The following is a 16,929-nucleotide window of genomic DNA, read 5'->3' on the forward strand; positions in this document are numbered from 1 at the left end:
TTCAACGATACTCGGCATAAGGCTTGAGCGGATTCACCGGCAACGGCAGGTTGCCCTGCCACGGGTCGAAGCTGTAGCGCAGGTAAATCAGCGCCCGATTCGGTGAGTAGTCTTCGCTGCGTTGCAGGGTGAAACCGCCACCCAGCACCCAGTGATCATCCAGGCGCCGCTCGACCAGGGCCTGGGCCAGGTAGCCGAGACCTTTGTTGTCATCGCCGCTACGCACTTCATTGATGTTGCTGCTCAGCAGCGGGCCATACTGGTTGACGATGTCGTCGTTCACCGATGACAGCGGGAACGTACGTTCATCATCGCTGCGCGCCCAGGAATAGCCCACCGAGCCTTCCAGGTACACCGACCAGTCGGGATTGCGCCAGGCGTAGCTGACCGGTACACCGAACGACAGGTAGCGCTGCGGGCTATAGTAGCCGCCCTGCCCCAGGGTGTAGCCACTGAGGTTGCGGTCGTAGTGCCAGGTCATGGCCGTGGCACCGATGCGCAGCTCTTCGTCGACGCGGTTGATCAACCGGTAGTAGTAACCGCCCATGGCCCGCCAGCGTTTGTTGTCTTCGACGTTCTTGCCTTGCAGCCAGTGGTAACCCAGGCTCGCCCACACGCCATCATCCAGGCCGCGGTCACGGCTCAGGCCGAGCGTCAGCCCGGTGGCCGTCACCCCGCCCCAGCTGATGTCGGTGCGCGGATCCTTGGCACCAGCGTACGACAGCAACGAGTTGTTCATCGGCCGCCGCGAACCGGTCAGCGACCAGCCGATGCCGTGGCTCTTGCCATCGAAGGTGACGCCGCCCAACAGGTTCTGCACTTCAAAGCCCATCGGTGAGGTGCCGATGTCGGCGCTGATACCCTCGCCCTGCCAGCCTGCGGCCAGGGTGACGCCATCGGCGGTTTCCGTGCCACCGGGGCAACCGCTGGGAATCGCACCGGCCGCATTGCGCCCACGGAACGAGCAACTGCCGAAGGCTTCGTGGTGCTGGTCGTTGGCGTCGGTATCGAAGCTGGCTGCACGCAGAGATACCTGCTCGACACGGGCAAAGCCCAGGCCATCACCAACCGGCATCTGCGCGTGGACCATGGTGGTCGAGGTAGTCAGGTCGGAAATACCTTTGGCACCGTCGTTGTCGCGCCAGCCGTAGTCCTGCTGCACGGTCACGGTCGGGCTCTGCCACTGATAGAGCTTATCGACGTCGCTGCGCAGGCTTTGTCGCAGCCAGTCATCCTCCTCCTTGGCGCGGCTGGCCCGGGTCAGGGCAATGTCGTCACGCGGGCTGACCTGTTCGGCACTCAGCAACTCGGCATCACGCATGGCCATGGCGTAATAATCCAGCGTCTGGTCGGCCTGTTCGCGCGGCACCATGCGCGCCAGATCGCGGTACAGCAAAGCGTCCGGGGTGGTCTTGCGCCGGGCCACGTCGGCCAGCAATACCCGCGCTTTACCACGCTCACCCACGGCCGCCCAGGCATTACCCAGGCGTCGACGATCATCGATGCGTTCTTCAGGGATCTGCAGGTCATTCTGCTGCAGCGCCTGGCGCGCGGCCGTCAGCTCGCCACGCTCGATCATCACTTCAATATGCCCCAGGCGCGCCTGGGTATCGCCTGGCTGCAAGGCCAGTATCCGCGTGTAGTAGCCGTCAGCGGCATTCAGATTGCCGGACTGCCGCGCCCAGCCGGCCAGTTGCTGCAAGTCGCCCAGCTGTTGCGCGACCGGCTGATTGCCCGCCAGTTGGCCTTCGAGCTCGGTCATGGCGTCGGCGATGTCGCCGCTGTCGGCCAATGCGCGGGAGCGATCCACTACCACCTGGCGCTGCAAGCGCTGGTGCAAGGCCTGCATGCCGTCGTTCCAGCGCGTTGCGGGTACCTGAGCCAGGGTGTCCAGCCCGGCCTGACTGCGCCCGTCGGACTCCAGGTACAAACCATGGGCGAAACGTGCCGTCGGCTCCTGGCCCTGGCGTGAGAGCAGATCGGCGAACACCGCATCGGCCTGGCTGCCCTTGCCCTGCATGCGCAAGGCACGGGCCAGGTCGGCTGCCAGCCAGGGGTCATTGACCGCAAGCTGGCGTGCCTCGGTCAACTGACGCTCGGCAGTGGCCCAGTCTTCACGCTCCAACGACTGCCGGGCTTGCCCGCGCAACAACTCAAGTTGTGAACCCGTGCCCGACTGCCCTGCGCCAGACGTGGCAGCCCATTGCCGCTGTTTCGCCGGCAGGCTGGCAACGTAGCGTGAATGACGCGCCGGGGATTGCGCCTGATAGAGCCGTGACAAGGCCCGCACGGTGTTTTCGTTACCCGGCTGCAGGCGCGACGCCTGCAGGAAATACTGCTCGGCACGCGGCAACTGGTTGCGCGCCATCGCCACATTGCCCAGGCCAAGCAAGGCCAGGGGCTCCTTGGGATCGCGCCGGGCCGCCTCTTCGTAAGCCTGTTGAGCGACGTTGTAGTTGCGTGCGTTCAGCGCCTGGCGGCCGCGCTGCATCAGCAGCCAGTATTCGGTGGAAGCCAGCAGTTCGTGCCATTTGCTCAGAATGTAGGTGTCCTGCTCTTCGGCGACTGCCTGCTTGAGCCAGTCAACCGCTTCCTGGCGACGACCTTGGCGTGCAAGGGCCAGGCCCAGATAGCCCTTTAGGGTGGCGTCCTTCGGATACACGGCCAGGGCTTTGCGCAGGTTGCGCTCGGCGACCGCCGGGGTGCGCTTCTCGACCAGCATGCGGATGCCCAGTTGGCCGGCACGCCAGGCCGGATCACCGGTGAGCTGTTGTTGGCGGCCCAGCAGTTCCTGTACTTGTGCCTCGTGAGAATCCCCCGGGTAACGTTGCAAAAACGTCTCCCAGGCCATAACGCTGGCATCGCTGATCGGCTGCTTGCTCAGGTAGGCGAACTCCAGCCCGGCCGCGAGATTGCGCGACTGGCTTTCGCCGGCCATGCGCTTGACCACGGCCAGGGCCTCGTCGTTACGCTTGGCGCGGAACAACTGTTCGGCAAGAAACTGCTGCAGCTCGGGGCTGCCCTGGTATTGCTTGTCCAGGGCATAGAGGTGATCGATGGTGGTCGGCAACTGATCGGGTAAGCGACTGCGAATGCGCCAGTACTCAAGCGCCAGTTCCAGGCTCGGTGGTTCGCCCTTGCCAAAGGCCGCTTCATAACGCGACAGCGCCTCGTCGAAGCGCCCGGCCGTGGCCAGCAGGCGGATCTGCTGCAGGGTCTGCTCGCCCTCGCCCGTGTTCATTTCCAGCAGGCGGGCCATCTGCCGGTCCTGCGGGCTGTCCGGCGCCAGGCGATGCAAGTCGCTGTACAGTTGCCGGGCACGGTCGAGTTCATGGGTACGCACGGCCTGGCGGATCGATGCCGCCAGCGCGTCGAGGTTGTTCGGCTCCAGCAGGCGCAGGCGCGCCAGGGAGTCTTCCACCAGGCTCTCGCGGTGCGTTGCTTCGCCCAGGCGGATCTGCTGCATCAGCCATTCGCGCTGTTCGCCACGGTCGGCTGGCTGGGCCAGCAGCGTCAGCGGTACAGCGCTCAGGCATAGCAATGTGGTCAGTTTTCGCATTGCGCTTTTTCCCAGCCTGGAACCAGTCTTCCTTTAGCGTCGAATCGATATCGACGTTCATCCCATCCCTGGCCGAACAGGCTCAGCACCCGGTTGTAGTAACCACTCGCCGGCGACTGCTGCAAGTGCTGGCGCTGCTGTTGCAGAGCGCCCTGCTCCTTCAAAGCCGCGAGCATCGGCAGCAAGGCGGCGGAAAAGCCCACCGGCCCCTGGCCACTGCCCTCACCGTTGTCGACGTTGACGGTTTCCGGCGGTACACCCCCTTTCACGGTCAAGGCCACCATCGGTCGGTAGCGTTCGAGCAGCGCCTGACGGCCACTGGCGGCCGGATCGAGCATGCCCAGCCACAGGTAGACGCGGATGGCATCGTAGCTGCCCTTGGCACCATTGACCGGATCGCTGCCCAGGCTGCCGTTATCACGCACGGCCAACCAGTCGGGTGCCAGGCCCTTGGGGGCGCTGTCGAGCAGCAGTTTGCGACCGTTACGTGCCAACTCCTCCCACAGCGGCGCCAGCTCGGCAAAGCGCTCGAGCACCTGCGGCGGCAGGTAGCTGGTGTTCAGCCGTGTGCCCTGGGCGGTGACAAAGCCGCGGTCACCCGGCAGCAACATGACCCCAACGCCCGGCAGCGGGCGAAGGGTCTGCGCAGCAACGCGCCAGAGCACGTGGATGGCCAGTTCGCGGTACTCGGCCACCGCCCACAAGCGCCCGGCTTCCAGCAGGCTGTAGGCCAGCCACAGGTCGGCATCGCTGGCGTTGTTGCTGTCGAGCACGCGCCAGCTGCCTTTTTCATCCTGCCCCCACTTCCATGCCGGCAACTGCTTGCTCAGGTTGCCACCGGCGAGGTTGTTCTCGGTCCAGTTGAGCAGTTGTTTGAAGCGCTCGTGATCGTTCGCCACCAGGGCGAAGAACAGCCCGTACGTCTGCCCTTCCGAGGTGGTGATGCGCCCTTGGGCCGGGTCGATCACCCGCCCGTCGGGGCTGACCAACTCGCTCTTGAACTGCTCCCAGGCCGGCCAGCAACTGGCCGCTGCGACCGACGCGCACAGCCACAGCGCGCCGCCGAGCAGCCACTTCGACACAATCATTGCTTGCCCTCAAGCAGACGGCGACGCGCCACCCAGGCCAGCAAGCGCCAAGCCACAACACCCAAAAGGATAATGCTCAGCACCGCGCCCAGGGCCAACAGCACCGGATGGTAGGAGAGCTTGACCCAGAGCATCATCCACCACGGCAGACGACCGACGAAGTAGGTCTCGCCGACATAGTGGCTGCTCACACCGCTGCTGCGGATCAAACTGACCGAACCGCCGATGTGGTCGTTGAGCTTGCCGGGATCGGTCAGTGCCTGGCGCAACAGGCGGTAGTCGCCCTCGTCGCTGGCCAGCAGGGCGACAATGCTGCGTTGCGAGTGAAACGGCGACTGCATGCCGGTGATCGCCGCAATCGGTGCCCGTGCCACCACATCCACCTGGCTTGCCGGCGTGTTGCGCACGTCTTCGCGCAGGCGCTGCACGCTGCTGGCGTCCAGCGGCCAGGGCGAACGCGCCTGGCGCAGCCAGTCACGCGAACGGTCGAGCAGCAGGTTCAGGTCGCGACCGTTGCCACCGCGCAGGTCATCCGGCAGCGGGCCGAGCACCAGCAGGTCGGCGTCGGCCTTGGCTGCCGTTTTCCAGTCATCCGCCAGTTGCAGCCCGAGCGCCGGGTAGCCGATACGCGAGGCCATGCCGGCAACCAGATCAAGCATGGTGCCCAGTTGCAGTTCGTTCGGTTTGCCCGGCATCAGCAGCAAGGTCTGCGACAGGTCCGCCATGCGGCTGAACGGGAAGGCGCTGCGCGAGAACGCGCGCAGGTCGGGCATGGCGATGTAGTGGTAGTAACCCGACAGATCGATGGTCGAGTTCTCATCGATGGCCGCCTGCACATCCGCGGGCAGGAAGGTCTGGCACTGGCCATTCTGGGCATTGCCGACCTTGCTGGCGAAGCTGAAGTCGTAGCGCAGTTTGTTACGGTCTTCGATCTTCGCTGCCGGCACCAGGGTCTTGTCGGTCAGCGTCGAGCTATCGGCAGAGAACACCCGGGTGCGCAGTTCCTGCAAGGCGGCGCCCATGCCATCGGAACCGGGCAATGGAATGCTGCCGACAAAATGGTCGTTGAGTCGGATGGTCAAGCGTGATTCATCGGTGACCACCGGTGGCGTGTAGCGGTACAGGGTTTGCACCGCCACCCCCTGATTGCGCCAGACGAACAGGTCAGGCGGCAGGTTCAGCGACAGCTCGATCGGTTGCGGGCGCAGGCCATTGACCTGCAACTGCCCCGGATAGTCGAGCAGTTCGGCGAAACGCACCGGACGGTCGGTGCGCACCCAGTTCGGCGCATCGTAGGGTACACGCGGCTTGAGTTCCTCAACCGCCTCCACCGCCACCCGCGAACCACGGAACAGGTCGGTGCCCACGGCCAGTGCCGAAGCTGCCTTGACCAGGTCATCCTCGTTGCGCCCGAGCACCAGCAGCACCTTGCTGTAGCGGTTATCCGGGTGGGTGATCTGCTGGATCACCGGCCCGTCGACCGGCGGAAACTGCTCAGGGTCGGCGAGAAACGCCGGGCGCCGGTCGTTGGTGGCGAAGACGATGCTCGGCACTGGCTGTTTGCCGGTCTGCGCCGGCAATTGGTTGTAAAGCACCGGGAAGGTCGCCATGCGCCACTTCGCCTTGCTACCGAAGTACGAGGCGAGAATCGCCGCAGCCTTCTGCTCGCCGAGCCCCGGACTGCCGGCAAAAACCATCGGAATGCTCAGCTGGTCGGTGTCGCGTGCGTCAAAGTACGGCAGCGGGAAGTACGCCAGGTCGTTGTCGGTAACCAGTGCCTGTTCATCGACACGGATCACGCTTTTGCGGCTGACGTTCAGCCACAGCGAGCTGTGCGCCGGGTCTTCGCAGATATCGGTGTAGTGGCCGACGAACTCCACGCGAACGCGGTTGAAGTCCTGCACCAGCTTCGGATCGAGGGCCATGCGCTGCTGACGCGGCTGGCCGATATCGTCGGCGCTGATCGGCACCACGCCCATCAGCTCGTCGTTGAGGTACACCCGCAAGTGCGACAGGCGCGGCACCAGCGCCGGTGACGGAGTGAAGTTTAGCTCCAGCTCGACGCTGCTGGCCAGGCGGTCGCGGCGCAGGCTGAACTCGATCTGGTCACTGTTGCGCACGCCCATCAACAGGCTGTCGCTACCGCGCCCGAGGTTCTCAAAGGTTTGTGCACGCAACCAGTGGGGCACTTCGGGTGCGGCTTGAGTGACCGCTGGCAGCTCTTCGGCAGCCAGCGAAAACGGCAGGCCCACAGCAGCCATCAGCAAGGCCAGGGTCAAGGGAGACAGGAACGAACGCTTCATGTCGTACTCTTCATTGAGTCAGTGGGAATAGGACGCGGCATGCGCGGGAAGAAGCTCAGCAACCAGCGCGTGAGGCCAATGATCGGCAGGGCCGGCAGGCGTACCCAGGCTGGGGCATACTCGATGACCCGGTAGTAGCCCATGGCACCCAGGGCCAGCACATCGAAAAAGCTGCGCAAGGGGCGATCCGGTACATGGCTGTCACCCCAGCCGAGCCAGTTGTCGGCGCGGGCAAAGGTGCACTGCACGTAGTCGATGCGTTGTTGTACGGTCAGCTCCGCCAGGCTGATGCCGACCTGACGATCGATGCTGCGCATGACCCGGCCGGGGAAAACGAACTCACGCCCTGCCCGCTCCAGCAACAATTGCACCGGGGTGTCCGGCGCCAGCTCGCGGGCGCTTTCCAGTTCGATCCCGGCACCGCCGTCGGAGTAGTCGTACAGCAGCCCCGGATAGAGGTGGCCGTCGGGCAAGCGCAAGGCCGCAGGCAACTTCACTGGCACACGCTGGAAGCGTCGCACCTGACGCACCTCTGCGGCAACGGCGAGGGCCGCGCCGATCAACAGCAGGTTGTAGATCACCCACAGCGAACTGACGATCACCGTGCCGTACTCGTTGCTCGGCCCGTAGAAGAAGCGCCACACCGCGAAGGCCAGGCCGACGACGTTGAGCCCGGCCAGTACCAGATAAGGCCGGGCGATGCGCCAGTCGAGGCGGTCGCTTTCATTCATGCCGCCTTTGACCGTCACGTCGAAGTTGCCGCGCTTGGGCGAGAACAGCGCCACCAGGGTCGGGCGCATGATGTACCAGGCCAGCACCGACTCGTAGACCTCTCCCCAGAAGGTCTGCCGGTACGGCCCCTGGACACGTGAGTTGACCAGGCTGGCATGCAGCATGTGCGGCAGCACGTAGAGCAACAGCAGCACCGCCGGTGCATAGATCACGTAAGCGTGCAGCAACAGAAACGCCAATGGCGCGGTGAGAAACACCAGCCGCGGCAAACCCGAGAGGAAGTGCAGCATGGCGTTGGCGTAGCACAAGCGCTGGAACAGGCTCAGGCCCTTGCCCAGCAACGGGTTGTCCAGGCGAAAGATCTGCACCATGCCGCGCGCCCAGCGAATACGCTGACGAACGTGCGCCGCCAGGCTGTCGGTGGCCAGGCCAGCGGCCAGCGGAATACGCATGTACGCCGAGTTCCAGCCAGCGCGGTGCAGGCGCAAGGCGGTGTGGGCATCCTCGGTGACGGTCTGAGTGGCGAAGCCACCGATATCGTCCAGCGCCGCACGGCGCAACACCGCGCATGAGCCGCAGAAGAAGGTCGCGTTCCACAGGTCGTTGCCGTCCTGGATCAGACCGTAGAACAGCTCGCCTTCGTTGGGTTTGCGACGGAACGAGCCAAGGTTGTGCTCGAACGGGTCGGCGGAGAAGAAGTGGTGCGGTGTCTGCACCAGGGCCATTTTCGGGTCCAGGAGAAACCAGCCGACGGTCAACTGTAGGAACGCCCGCACAGGGATGTGGTCGCAGTCGAACACCGCCAGCAGATCGCCGGTCAGACGTTCCAGCGCATGGTTGAGGTTACCCGCCTTGGCGCCACGGTTGTCGTGACGGTCGATGTACCCCACCCCGACCTCCTTGGCGAAGGCGCGAAACGAGGCGCGGGCGCCGTCATCGAGGATGTACACCTTGAGTTTGTCGCGCGGCCAGTCCAGGCCAAGGGCGGCCATGACCGTGGTGCGCACCACCGCGATGTCTTCGTTGTAGGTCGGAATCACCAGGTCGACACTTGGCCACAGGCGGCGGTCTTCCGGCAGCGCCAGTACAGGTCGGCGCAGGGGCCAGACGCTTTGCACGAAGCTAAGGATCAGTACCAGCCAGGAATAGGTTTCGGCCAGCAACAGGATCATGCCCAGCGCCAGGTCGAGATCATTGGCCCAGTGCAGCGTCGAGGTGTAGCGCCACCACAGGTAACGGCAAGAGATGGTGATCGACAGGATGATCATCATCAGCGTCGGAAAACGCCCGGGCATGTAGCGCATGAGCATCGCCATGGCACCCAGGGTGAGGACGAACACCAGTTGTGCGTAGAGGTTGAATGGTGAGGTGATGCACAGCAGGGCGATGACCATCCCGACCACCGCCAGTACCCAGTAGAACACACGCTCGCCGAGTGAGCCGCTGGCCTTGATCCGGCGCTGGGTCTGCGCCAGGGCATCGCTGCGGCCAATGAGCCGCGGCAGCTTGCGCATCAGTCCCACCAGCGGCAGGCGCACCCGTTGCACGCCGGCATACAGTCCTTTGCCCAGACGCTGCGTCCAGGTCACTCCACGGCCACGCTTGAGATCGACACCCCGTGCCGGTCGTGCAGGCCGCAGCAGCAGTAACCAGATCGTCTGCACCAGACCACGCAAGGGGTCGCCCAGGCTCGGTCGTTTCTCGGCGAGCTGCGGGTAGAACTGACGCCAGTTACGCAACAAGCGTTGCCACTGTGGCGAGTCCAGGCGCAGAAACACCCAGGCCAGGGTGGCACCCAGGCTGAGCACGACCGCTGTAAGCGGGCGGGCACCGCGTTGGCGATAGACGCGATAACGACTCATGGGCGAGGCTCTCTCCGGGCCAGCAACCAGGTCGCCAGGCTGCCCACATCATGGGCGGCCAGCGAATCTGGCGCGTAGTAGCCGAGCGGGCTTTTCCAGGCCAGGGCACCGGCCATGGCCTCGTCGCGGTGGATTACCTGCGGAATCAATTGCGGGTGGCGTTCACCCCAGAGCAGCAACAGGTCGCGTTGCAACTGGCTGATCGGATCGAAACGGTTGACCAGCAGCAGGTCGTCGCCCGCCCCTTCGGTGCTCAGCAAAGCATGGCAGGCGGCATCGGTTTCCAGCACCCGGATGGGCAGGGCCGATTTCGGCAACTGTGGTAAGGTCGGCTGCCCACCTGCCAGCGTGGCGGGCATGTCCAGCAGTATCCAGTCGAAGTGCGCCTGCAGGGTATGCAGGCGTTGCGACCACTCCTGTGGCTGACTTCGTTGTCGCTGTTCCAGCGCGCTGAGTGCATCGCCGTGCAGTTGCCCGAACGGCAGCAAACACAGCCCCTCCTCCACTTGCAGCAAGGCTTCGCTCCAGGCGCCCTCGGCATCCTGGTCGGCAGCGGCCCAGCCCTGGGTCGAATCCAGGCCCAGGTTGTAGTGCAGGCGCAGCAGATTGCGCGGGTGTAGATCCACTATCAGTACGCGCTGCTGCAACCTGTGCAACGCAAAACCCAGCGCCGCCACCAATGAGGTGGTGCCGACACCGCCACGCATGCCCTTGAGTGCAACCACCGTCATAGGTTCCGGGCCTCGTGATTGGCCTGTGCCTGGGCTGGGCCGGTCGTCCAGCCCTCGCTCTCAGCCAGCAACGGCCAGCGCCGGCAGGCGGCCAGCAGCTCGTCCTCACGGCTGATGTCCTGGTACGGCATGCTGTCATCGCCCAGGCGCTGTTTGAGCTGGGCAATGTCATCGCTACGCTGCTTGCGATCGTCCTGAGTCATATCGCCTCCTCTCATCCTCACTCGGGGTACAGCATCCATTGGCTCTGCCCCTTGATGCGCACATAGGGCCTGCCCTGGAACTCGACCACCGCCGAATCGGAGTTCTCGGAAACCGCCGGTGTAGTCGGCAGATCGTGAATCAGCGCCGCCAGGTCGAGTGCACCGCCCTGCTGCGCATACAGCCGGGCAATCAGCTCGGAGACTGCCAGGTAGCTGGCCGGCGTGGTCACGTGCAGCGGCCCCTGCTGGTCGTTCTCGCCCATGTTGATCAGCTTGATCGCCGCCGGTACGTGGGTGATCGAGCGCGAAGGAATCTCGCGCATACCGGAAATCTGCATGCGGTCACCGTGCACGGCCGCGCCATGCTCCGGCACCAACACAAGGACCACCCGCCGCCCGCTTTGCTGCACGCTGTCGATGAACTGGTCGATGTCGTCGAGGAAGTTCTTCGCCCGCTCCTGGAAGGACGCGCGCCGGGTGCTGCCATCGGCATTGGTGATGCGGTTGCCGTCGTGCAGGGTGATGGTGTTGTAGAACAGCGACACCGCCGGTTTCTCTTCCTTGACCCGGTGCGTCCACCAGGCCTGCAGCACGTCATGGTCGCGGGCGATGTTGGCACCGTCGTAAGACTTCAGCGCGGTAGGGAACTCGTCGCTGCTCATCAGCGGTGCAGGCAGGTGCTGACCGGCGAGGAAGGTCATGTACTTACGGGTGATCGGCCCGTTGTGGTTGAGCATCAACTCAGGGCTGTAACCAAGCTTGGCGAGGTTGTCGAACAGCATGCACTGCTCGTTCGCCGGCTCGTAGAGCTTGATGTGATGCGGCTGGCCACAACTGGCACGGAGCATGCGGATGGCGGCCGGGCCGCTGTACGAGGTGGCCGAGTTGAAGCGATCGAACACCACGTTCATGCGCCGGAACAAGGCGTTATCGCGCATGCCGGCATCTTCCAGATCGTCCCAGGCCAGCGAGCAGACGTTGAGCACCAACAGGTCGAACGGCTCGGCCGTAGGATTGCGCTCGGGGAAACGGGTCATCTTGCCCGCCTGCTCACGGTAGAACTGATCCAGCCAGGCATCGATGGCCTTGCTTTCGGCCAGCGGGCTGCTGGCGCCCTGGGTGGTGCCCGCCTCTTGTACGACCGACTGCACCGGTGCACTGATCGCAGGCAGTGCGCCGGCGAGGTACACCCACAGCAGCAACGCGACGCTGACCAGCGTCAGGCGCACCCACGGGGCGATAAACAGGTAGGCCAGGCCGATGGCCAGAAGTACGCCGAGCACATCCCAGTTGACGAAGCGCCCGAGCAGGTCGATGACATAGTCGACAGAGAATGCCAGCACCTCGGACTGTTCGAACAGCCGGCGGATCGGCGGATACCAGGTGTCCTTGTAGAGCAACGCGGCGCCCAGCGGCACCGCCACGACGTTGCGCAAGCGCGGCAGCCATGGCCCCGGCAAAGGCAGCAGCAAGCCGGCGGCGAGCAGCAGATTCAGCAAAGCGTGGAAGTCCAGCAGGCCCATCCATAGCAAGACAAACTTGGCGAGGAAATACAGGTTCCAAAGCCCCAGCTCCGGCCATTTCAGGACCGGCGCCGTGGCGACCGCGTCACTCATGGACGCCCTCCTTTTCGGCATCATGATTAATTCGTACGCCCCGCGCGATGAGGTGGCGCGGTGGCAAGCGGCGGTTGAACCAGGTCAGCAGACGCTCTCCCAACAGGTACAGGGCAATGGCCAGCGGTACGGTCAGCAGGACCGTCAGACCGATGACCCACAGCAGTTCGTTATAGGTCATTGGCGTGACTCCAGCGCTTGCAGTGAAATGCTTTGTGGTCGCAGTGGCCGCAAGGCCTCGACGTCGGGCGGCGCATCAACCGGGTCGAGCAGCGTGGCGTCAACCTCGGCCACGGCATCGGACTGAAACTGCGCCATGGCCAGCACCTGCGATGGCACTACACTTTCAAATCCGCCGAGCACGGTCTGCCAAGGCAGGCGGAACACGTTGCGCAACGCCGCCTCTACCAGTGACGGGCTGCAGGCGAACAGGAACAGGTACGGCACCTCACCGGCAATGCAGGCAATATCGCCATAGCGGCGCAGTTGCAGCTGCTGCAGTACCACACTCGGACTCAGCGTCGGCAAAGGCTGCAAGCGCAGCAACTGGTGACGTACCTCGGTGCCGACGGTGTTGTCGGTCATCTTTTTCACTGCTGCGGCAAAGGCCCGTGGCGACAGGCTGCCGCGCACCTGCAGCGGCTGCAGGCGTGCCAGCAAAGTCGAAGGTTCGGCGGCCAGCGGCCGCTGCCAACGGTGCCCCTGGATGGAGCGCACCAGGGTCAGGAAGCGCAAAAATGGCGTGCCGTGCGGTACCACCAGGTTTGCGCCGCTGGCCAGCAGCAACTGCTCTTCATGTTGACGCAGGCCCTGCAACATCTCGCGCACCACCAGCCTTACCGAACGCCCGCAATGGCTGCGCAACTGGTACAGACGAGTGGCGAGCGCGTTGACATCGTCGCTGCCGTTCAAGGCGAAAATTACCGTTGCCGCCTGCGCATCCATGCCCCGTTCCAACAACGCGTAGGGGTCGTCGAACAGCTGCCATTGCGCCGTGGGTGGCGCCTCGCCGGCGAGCACTGCGGTCTGTGCCAGCACCTGACGCTGATCGTTGGCGATCGGCGCGGCGCCGTCATCATCGGGGCGCGGTGATACGCGAAAACCGCTGCCTTCGTCGAGCAGGTGAAAATCATGCAGCCCGGTCACACCCGATTCATTACTCCAGAAGTGCACCAGCAGATGCCGTGCCCCCTGCGCCACGTACACCTGGGCCAGGCCGGAAAGGTTGTCGTTGTGGCGAATCAGAATGTCGACCAGCGCCGGCGGCGGCGTGTCGCCGACCACCAGCAGTGTGCTGCCCACCGAGCGTAGCCAGTCCTGGGCCCGCGAGCACCACAGCGCCAGGGATTGCGCCACCAGTTCGTCCCAGCCCTTGTGCGGCACGCGTATCAGCCACAGTGCCTGTTCGCCGCCACGCACTCGCGGTACATCCTGGCGCAGGGCCTGGATCATACGGTTGGGAGACATGCTCGGCAGGTCAAACAGGGTCAGGTGCCCTGGTCCGCGTTCAGCGGGAATCGCCTTGACCAGATCGTGTGAAGCGCCGGCGGCATTCACCAGCAATGCCCGCGCCGACGATGGCAAGCTGGTCAGTAGTTGCGTGCACAACCTGTCGGCAGTATCCGGGGACTCGCAAGCCAGCCAGTACAGTCCACCGGTGCGCATTTCGGCTTGTCTGTCGGGAAGACCGGGTAGTACCGGTGTCGACGCATGCAATGGCCACCTCCATGAGGGCATGGTAACTAGAGTCCAATCAGTCGGGCGCGCGTTTTACAAAAAAATACGTGCCGCACACGCCTCGGTCTGCCCGAGGGTGCTGGGGTTAAATAATGAACGGGCCTGCAGCAAAGACTTTAGACCCATTTCTACAGGTCGTAGGACGTTTGCCCGGCAGCAGGAAAAAAATCCTGAAGCGGCTGCACACCCTGCAACAACAGGGTGTGCAAAAAATGGCTATGTTCTGTTGCTCGCCTTCCAACGGCGCACCACCAGTTTCTCGAGTTCGACTGCGAAGAAAACCAGTACGCCAATACCCAATGCCAGCATCCAGTTACTGAATGACAGTGGCACGGTATGGAACGCCGTCTGCATGAAGGGCGCGTAGGATATCAGGCACTGCAGCAAGATCAAGCCAAGTGTGACCGTGAGCAACGCACCGTTGCGCAGTAACGCCATGTTCAACGAGAACTGATCCTGCAGGCGGCAGTTGAACAGATAAGCCCACTGCGCGGTGACCAGGGTATGCAGAATCATCGTGCGGATATGGTCGGTGTCCTGACCGTCGGCGACCATCCACGCCTCCAGCAGGAAAGCCGCCGCCGTCAGCAGGCAGCCCACGAACAATACCCTCCACACCGCATAGGCGTTGAGAATCGACTCGCCGGCTTTCCTCGGTGAGCGGCGCATCATCCCCGGCTCGCCGGGCTCAAAGGCCAGGGCGAAAGACAAGGTGGTGGAGGTAGCCATGTTCATCCACAGGATCTGCAAGGGTGACAGCGGCACCACCGCGCCAACCAGCAACGCCATGACGATCAACAGCCCCTGGGCCATGTTGGTCGGCAGGATGAACAGCACGGTTTTTTTCAGGTTGTCGTAGACCCGGCGCCCTTCGCGCACGGCATTGGCGATGGTCGAGAAGTTGTCGTCGGTGAGCACCATGTCGGCCGCTTCCTTGGTCACCTCGGTGCCCTTGATGCCCATGGCGATGCCGACGTCGGCCTGCTTCAGCGCCGGGGCGTCGTTGACGCCGTCACCGGTCATGCCCACCACCTGGCCGTTGGCCTGAAGCGCACGTACCAGGCGCAACTTGTGCTCCGGGCTGGTACGGGCGAACACCGAATAGTGCATGGCCAGCGCCTTCAGCGCGGTGTCGTCGGTCTGCTCCAGCTCTTTGCCGGTCATGGCCCGCAAGTCGTTGCCCATGCCCAGCATGCGCGCGATGGCGACGGCCGTGTCCGGGTGGTCGCCGGTGATCATCTTGACCTGAATGCCTGCCTGCTTGCACATGGCGATGGCCTCGATCGCCTCGGGCCGCGGTGGGTCCATCAGCCCGGCCACACCCAGGAACACCATGCCCTGACGCAGGTCCGCGTGATCAATTTCGCCACCCGTGCCACTGACCGGCCGATAAGCCGCCGCCAGCATGCGCAGGCCGTGCTCGGCGATGTGGCCCATCTCGCGCTCCCAGTACCCACGATCCAGCGGCTCGGGGCCGTCCGCGCCCAGTTGCTGCTCACACATGTTCAACAATACATCAGGGGCGCCTTTCAGGTAGATCAGGCTTTCGCCCTCCACATCGCAGCGTCGCGCCATGTACTTATAAGCCGAATCGAACGGAATCTTGCCCAGGCGCCGTACCTCCACCGGCGCCAGGTCGGCCTTGCGCGCGAGCACCTTGAGCGCACCTTCGGTAGGCCCGCCGATCACCGTCCAACGCCCTTCTTCATCGCGTTGCAGACTGCTGTCATTACAGATATCGACGGCGCGGATGAAGGCTGCCAGGTTCGGGTGCGCAGCCCAGTCCAGCGCTTCGGTCGCGCCGGCCAGGGTGATGCGCCCCCGGGGTTCGTAGCTTTCCCCGCCCACACCGTAGAATTTGTTGGCGGTCAGCACGTGTTTCACCGTCATCTCGTTCATGGTCAGGGTGCCGGTCTTGTCTGAGCAGATCACGTTCATCGCGCCCAGGGTTTCCACTGTCGGCAACTTGCGGATGATCGCCTTGTTGCGCGCCATGCGCTGCACACCGAGCGAGAGAATGATCGACACAATCGCCGGCAGCCCCTCCGGTACCGCCGCCACCGCCAGGCTGATCAGCGACAGCGACAGTTCGCCCAGCGGATAGTCGTGCCAGAAGAAACCGATGATGAACAGCAAGACCATCATGCCGACGATCAGCTGGAAGATACGCTTGCCCAGGTGTGCGATCTGGCGCAGCAAGGGCGTCTCGGTCTCGTCCACCGTGGCGATCATGTGGTTGATCTTGCCCAGTTCAGTGGCGGTGCCCGTCTCGATCACTACACCCTTGGCATTACCGGCGCTGACGCTGGTACCGGAAAAGGCCAGATTGCTCCGGTCCGCCAGTTGCGCCTCGTGGTCCAGTGCTTCGGTCTGCTTGGCAACGGTGAGTGACTCACCGGTGAGCATCGACTCTTCCACCTGCAGCTGGTGCACTTCGAACAGGCGCACATCGGCAGGAATCTTGTCACCGGGGCGCAACACCACAATGTCGCCCGGCACCAGCTCGCTGGCATCGATTTCCAGCTTCTGGCCATTGCGCACGACGCGCGCGCTGCTGCTGAGCATCCCGCGCAAAGCAGCCAGGGACTTCTCGGCCTTGTTCTCCTGAAAGAAACCAATAGCGGCGTTGATCAGCGCCACCGTGATGATCACCAGGGTATCGGTCCAGTGCCCCATCAACGCCGTGGCCAGGGCGGCCGCCAGCAGAATGTAGATGAGCACATCGTTGAAGTGCCGGGCAAACCGCAACCAGATCGGCTCGACGGCTTTGGCGGGTAGCGCATTGGGCCCCAGACGCTGTAGTCGCGCCCTGGCCTCTTCAGGGGCCAGACCGGTCACGCTGCTTTGCAGGTCGGCCATGGTTTGTGCTGCGCTTTTGCGGTACCAAGGCTGTTCGGTGCTGCTGGTGGTGCTGCGCGTTTGCGCTTGCAATGACCCCATAGCGTCCTCCCGGCGTTGTTGCTGAGGTGGAGGCCAATTTTGCGCGCTGAGCATCAGGGGTACTTGATGCAGATCAGCAGTGCCGGACTCTGCCCACGGACAGCTCAGGACAGCGCCGGAAAAAGGCCGACGATGTACTTGTTCAAAGGCTCGGGGTA

The 16,929-nt window shown here is 63.9% G+C and carries 10 protein-coding genes; all 10 read right to left on the minus strand.

Features of this window, described 5'->3' with window-relative positions:
* Position 1: 1 nt before the first annotated feature.
* The 10 genes from bcsC to ACO6VD_RS12545 all read right to left on the minus strand — a co-directional run bounded on the left by bcsC (position 2) and on the right by ACO6VD_RS12545 (position 16,771).
* Complete coding sequence (gene bcsC, locus ACO6VD_RS12500) at positions 2-3,559, minus strand: cellulose synthase complex outer membrane protein BcsC (RefSeq protein ID WP_422419424.1); 3,558 nt, start codon at positions 3,557-3,559, stop codon at positions 2-4.
* The gene (gene bcsZ, locus ACO6VD_RS12505; protein WP_422419425.1) at positions 3,547-4,647 is read right to left on the minus strand and encodes a cellulose synthase complex periplasmic endoglucanase BcsZ; all 1,101 of its coding nucleotides are present in this window, start codon (positions 4,645-4,647) and stop codon (positions 3,547-3,549) included. The genes bcsC and bcsZ overlap by 13 nt, the downstream gene beginning before the upstream one ends.
* A complete protein-coding gene (gene bcsB / locus ACO6VD_RS12510; RefSeq protein WP_422419427.1) occupies positions 4,644-6,950 on the minus strand; it encodes a cellulose biosynthesis cyclic di-GMP-binding regulatory protein BcsB in 2,307 nt (768 codons plus the stop codon). The genes bcsZ and bcsB overlap by 4 nt, the downstream gene beginning before the upstream one ends.
* The gene (bcsA, locus tag ACO6VD_RS12515; protein ID WP_422419429.1) at positions 6,947-9,544 is read right to left on the minus strand and encodes a UDP-forming cellulose synthase catalytic subunit; all 2,598 of its coding nucleotides are present in this window, start codon (positions 9,542-9,544) and stop codon (positions 6,947-6,949) included. Before bcsA ends, bcsB begins: the two co-directional genes overlap by 4 nt.
* Complete coding sequence (gene bcsQ / locus ACO6VD_RS12520; protein ID WP_422419431.1) at positions 9,541-10,275, minus strand: cellulose biosynthesis protein BcsQ; 735 nt, start codon at positions 10,273-10,275, stop codon at positions 9,541-9,543. Before bcsQ ends, bcsA begins: the two co-directional genes overlap by 4 nt.
* Entirely contained in the window at positions 10,272-10,478 is a 207-nt protein-coding gene (gene bcsR, locus ACO6VD_RS12525) for a cellulose biosynthesis protein BcsR (protein WP_422419433.1), read from the minus strand. Before bcsR ends, bcsQ begins: the two co-directional genes overlap by 4 nt.
* A 17-nt stretch (positions 10,479-10,495) precedes the next feature.
* Complete coding sequence (gene bcsG / locus ACO6VD_RS12530; protein WP_422419435.1) at positions 10,496-12,094, minus strand: cellulose biosynthesis protein BcsG; 1,599 nt, start codon at positions 12,092-12,094, stop codon at positions 10,496-10,498.
* Positions 12,087-12,275 carry a hypothetical protein gene (locus ACO6VD_RS12535; protein ID WP_400172059.1) on the minus strand — a complete coding sequence of 63 codons (189 nt, stop codon included), beginning with the start codon at positions 12,273-12,275 and terminating at the stop codon, positions 12,087-12,089. The genes bcsG and ACO6VD_RS12535 overlap by 8 nt, the downstream gene beginning before the upstream one ends.
* A complete protein-coding gene (bcsE, locus tag ACO6VD_RS12540) occupies positions 12,272-13,810 on the minus strand; it encodes a cellulose biosynthesis protein BcsE (protein WP_422419437.1) in 1,539 nt (512 codons plus the stop codon). Before bcsE ends, ACO6VD_RS12535 begins: the two co-directional genes overlap by 4 nt.
* 237 nt (positions 13,811-14,047) lie before the next feature.
* Positions 14,048-16,771 (minus strand): cation-transporting P-type ATPase, encoded by a 2,724-nt coding sequence (locus ACO6VD_RS12545; protein WP_422419439.1) that lies wholly within the window; start codon positions 16,769-16,771, stop codon positions 14,048-14,050.
* Positions 16,772-16,929: the final 158 nt, after the last annotated feature.

This window comes from Pseudomonas sp. GZD-222 (genome assembly GCF_049310525.1).
Taxonomy (GTDB): Bacteria; Pseudomonadota; Gammaproteobacteria; order Pseudomonadales; family Pseudomonadaceae; genus Aquipseudomonas.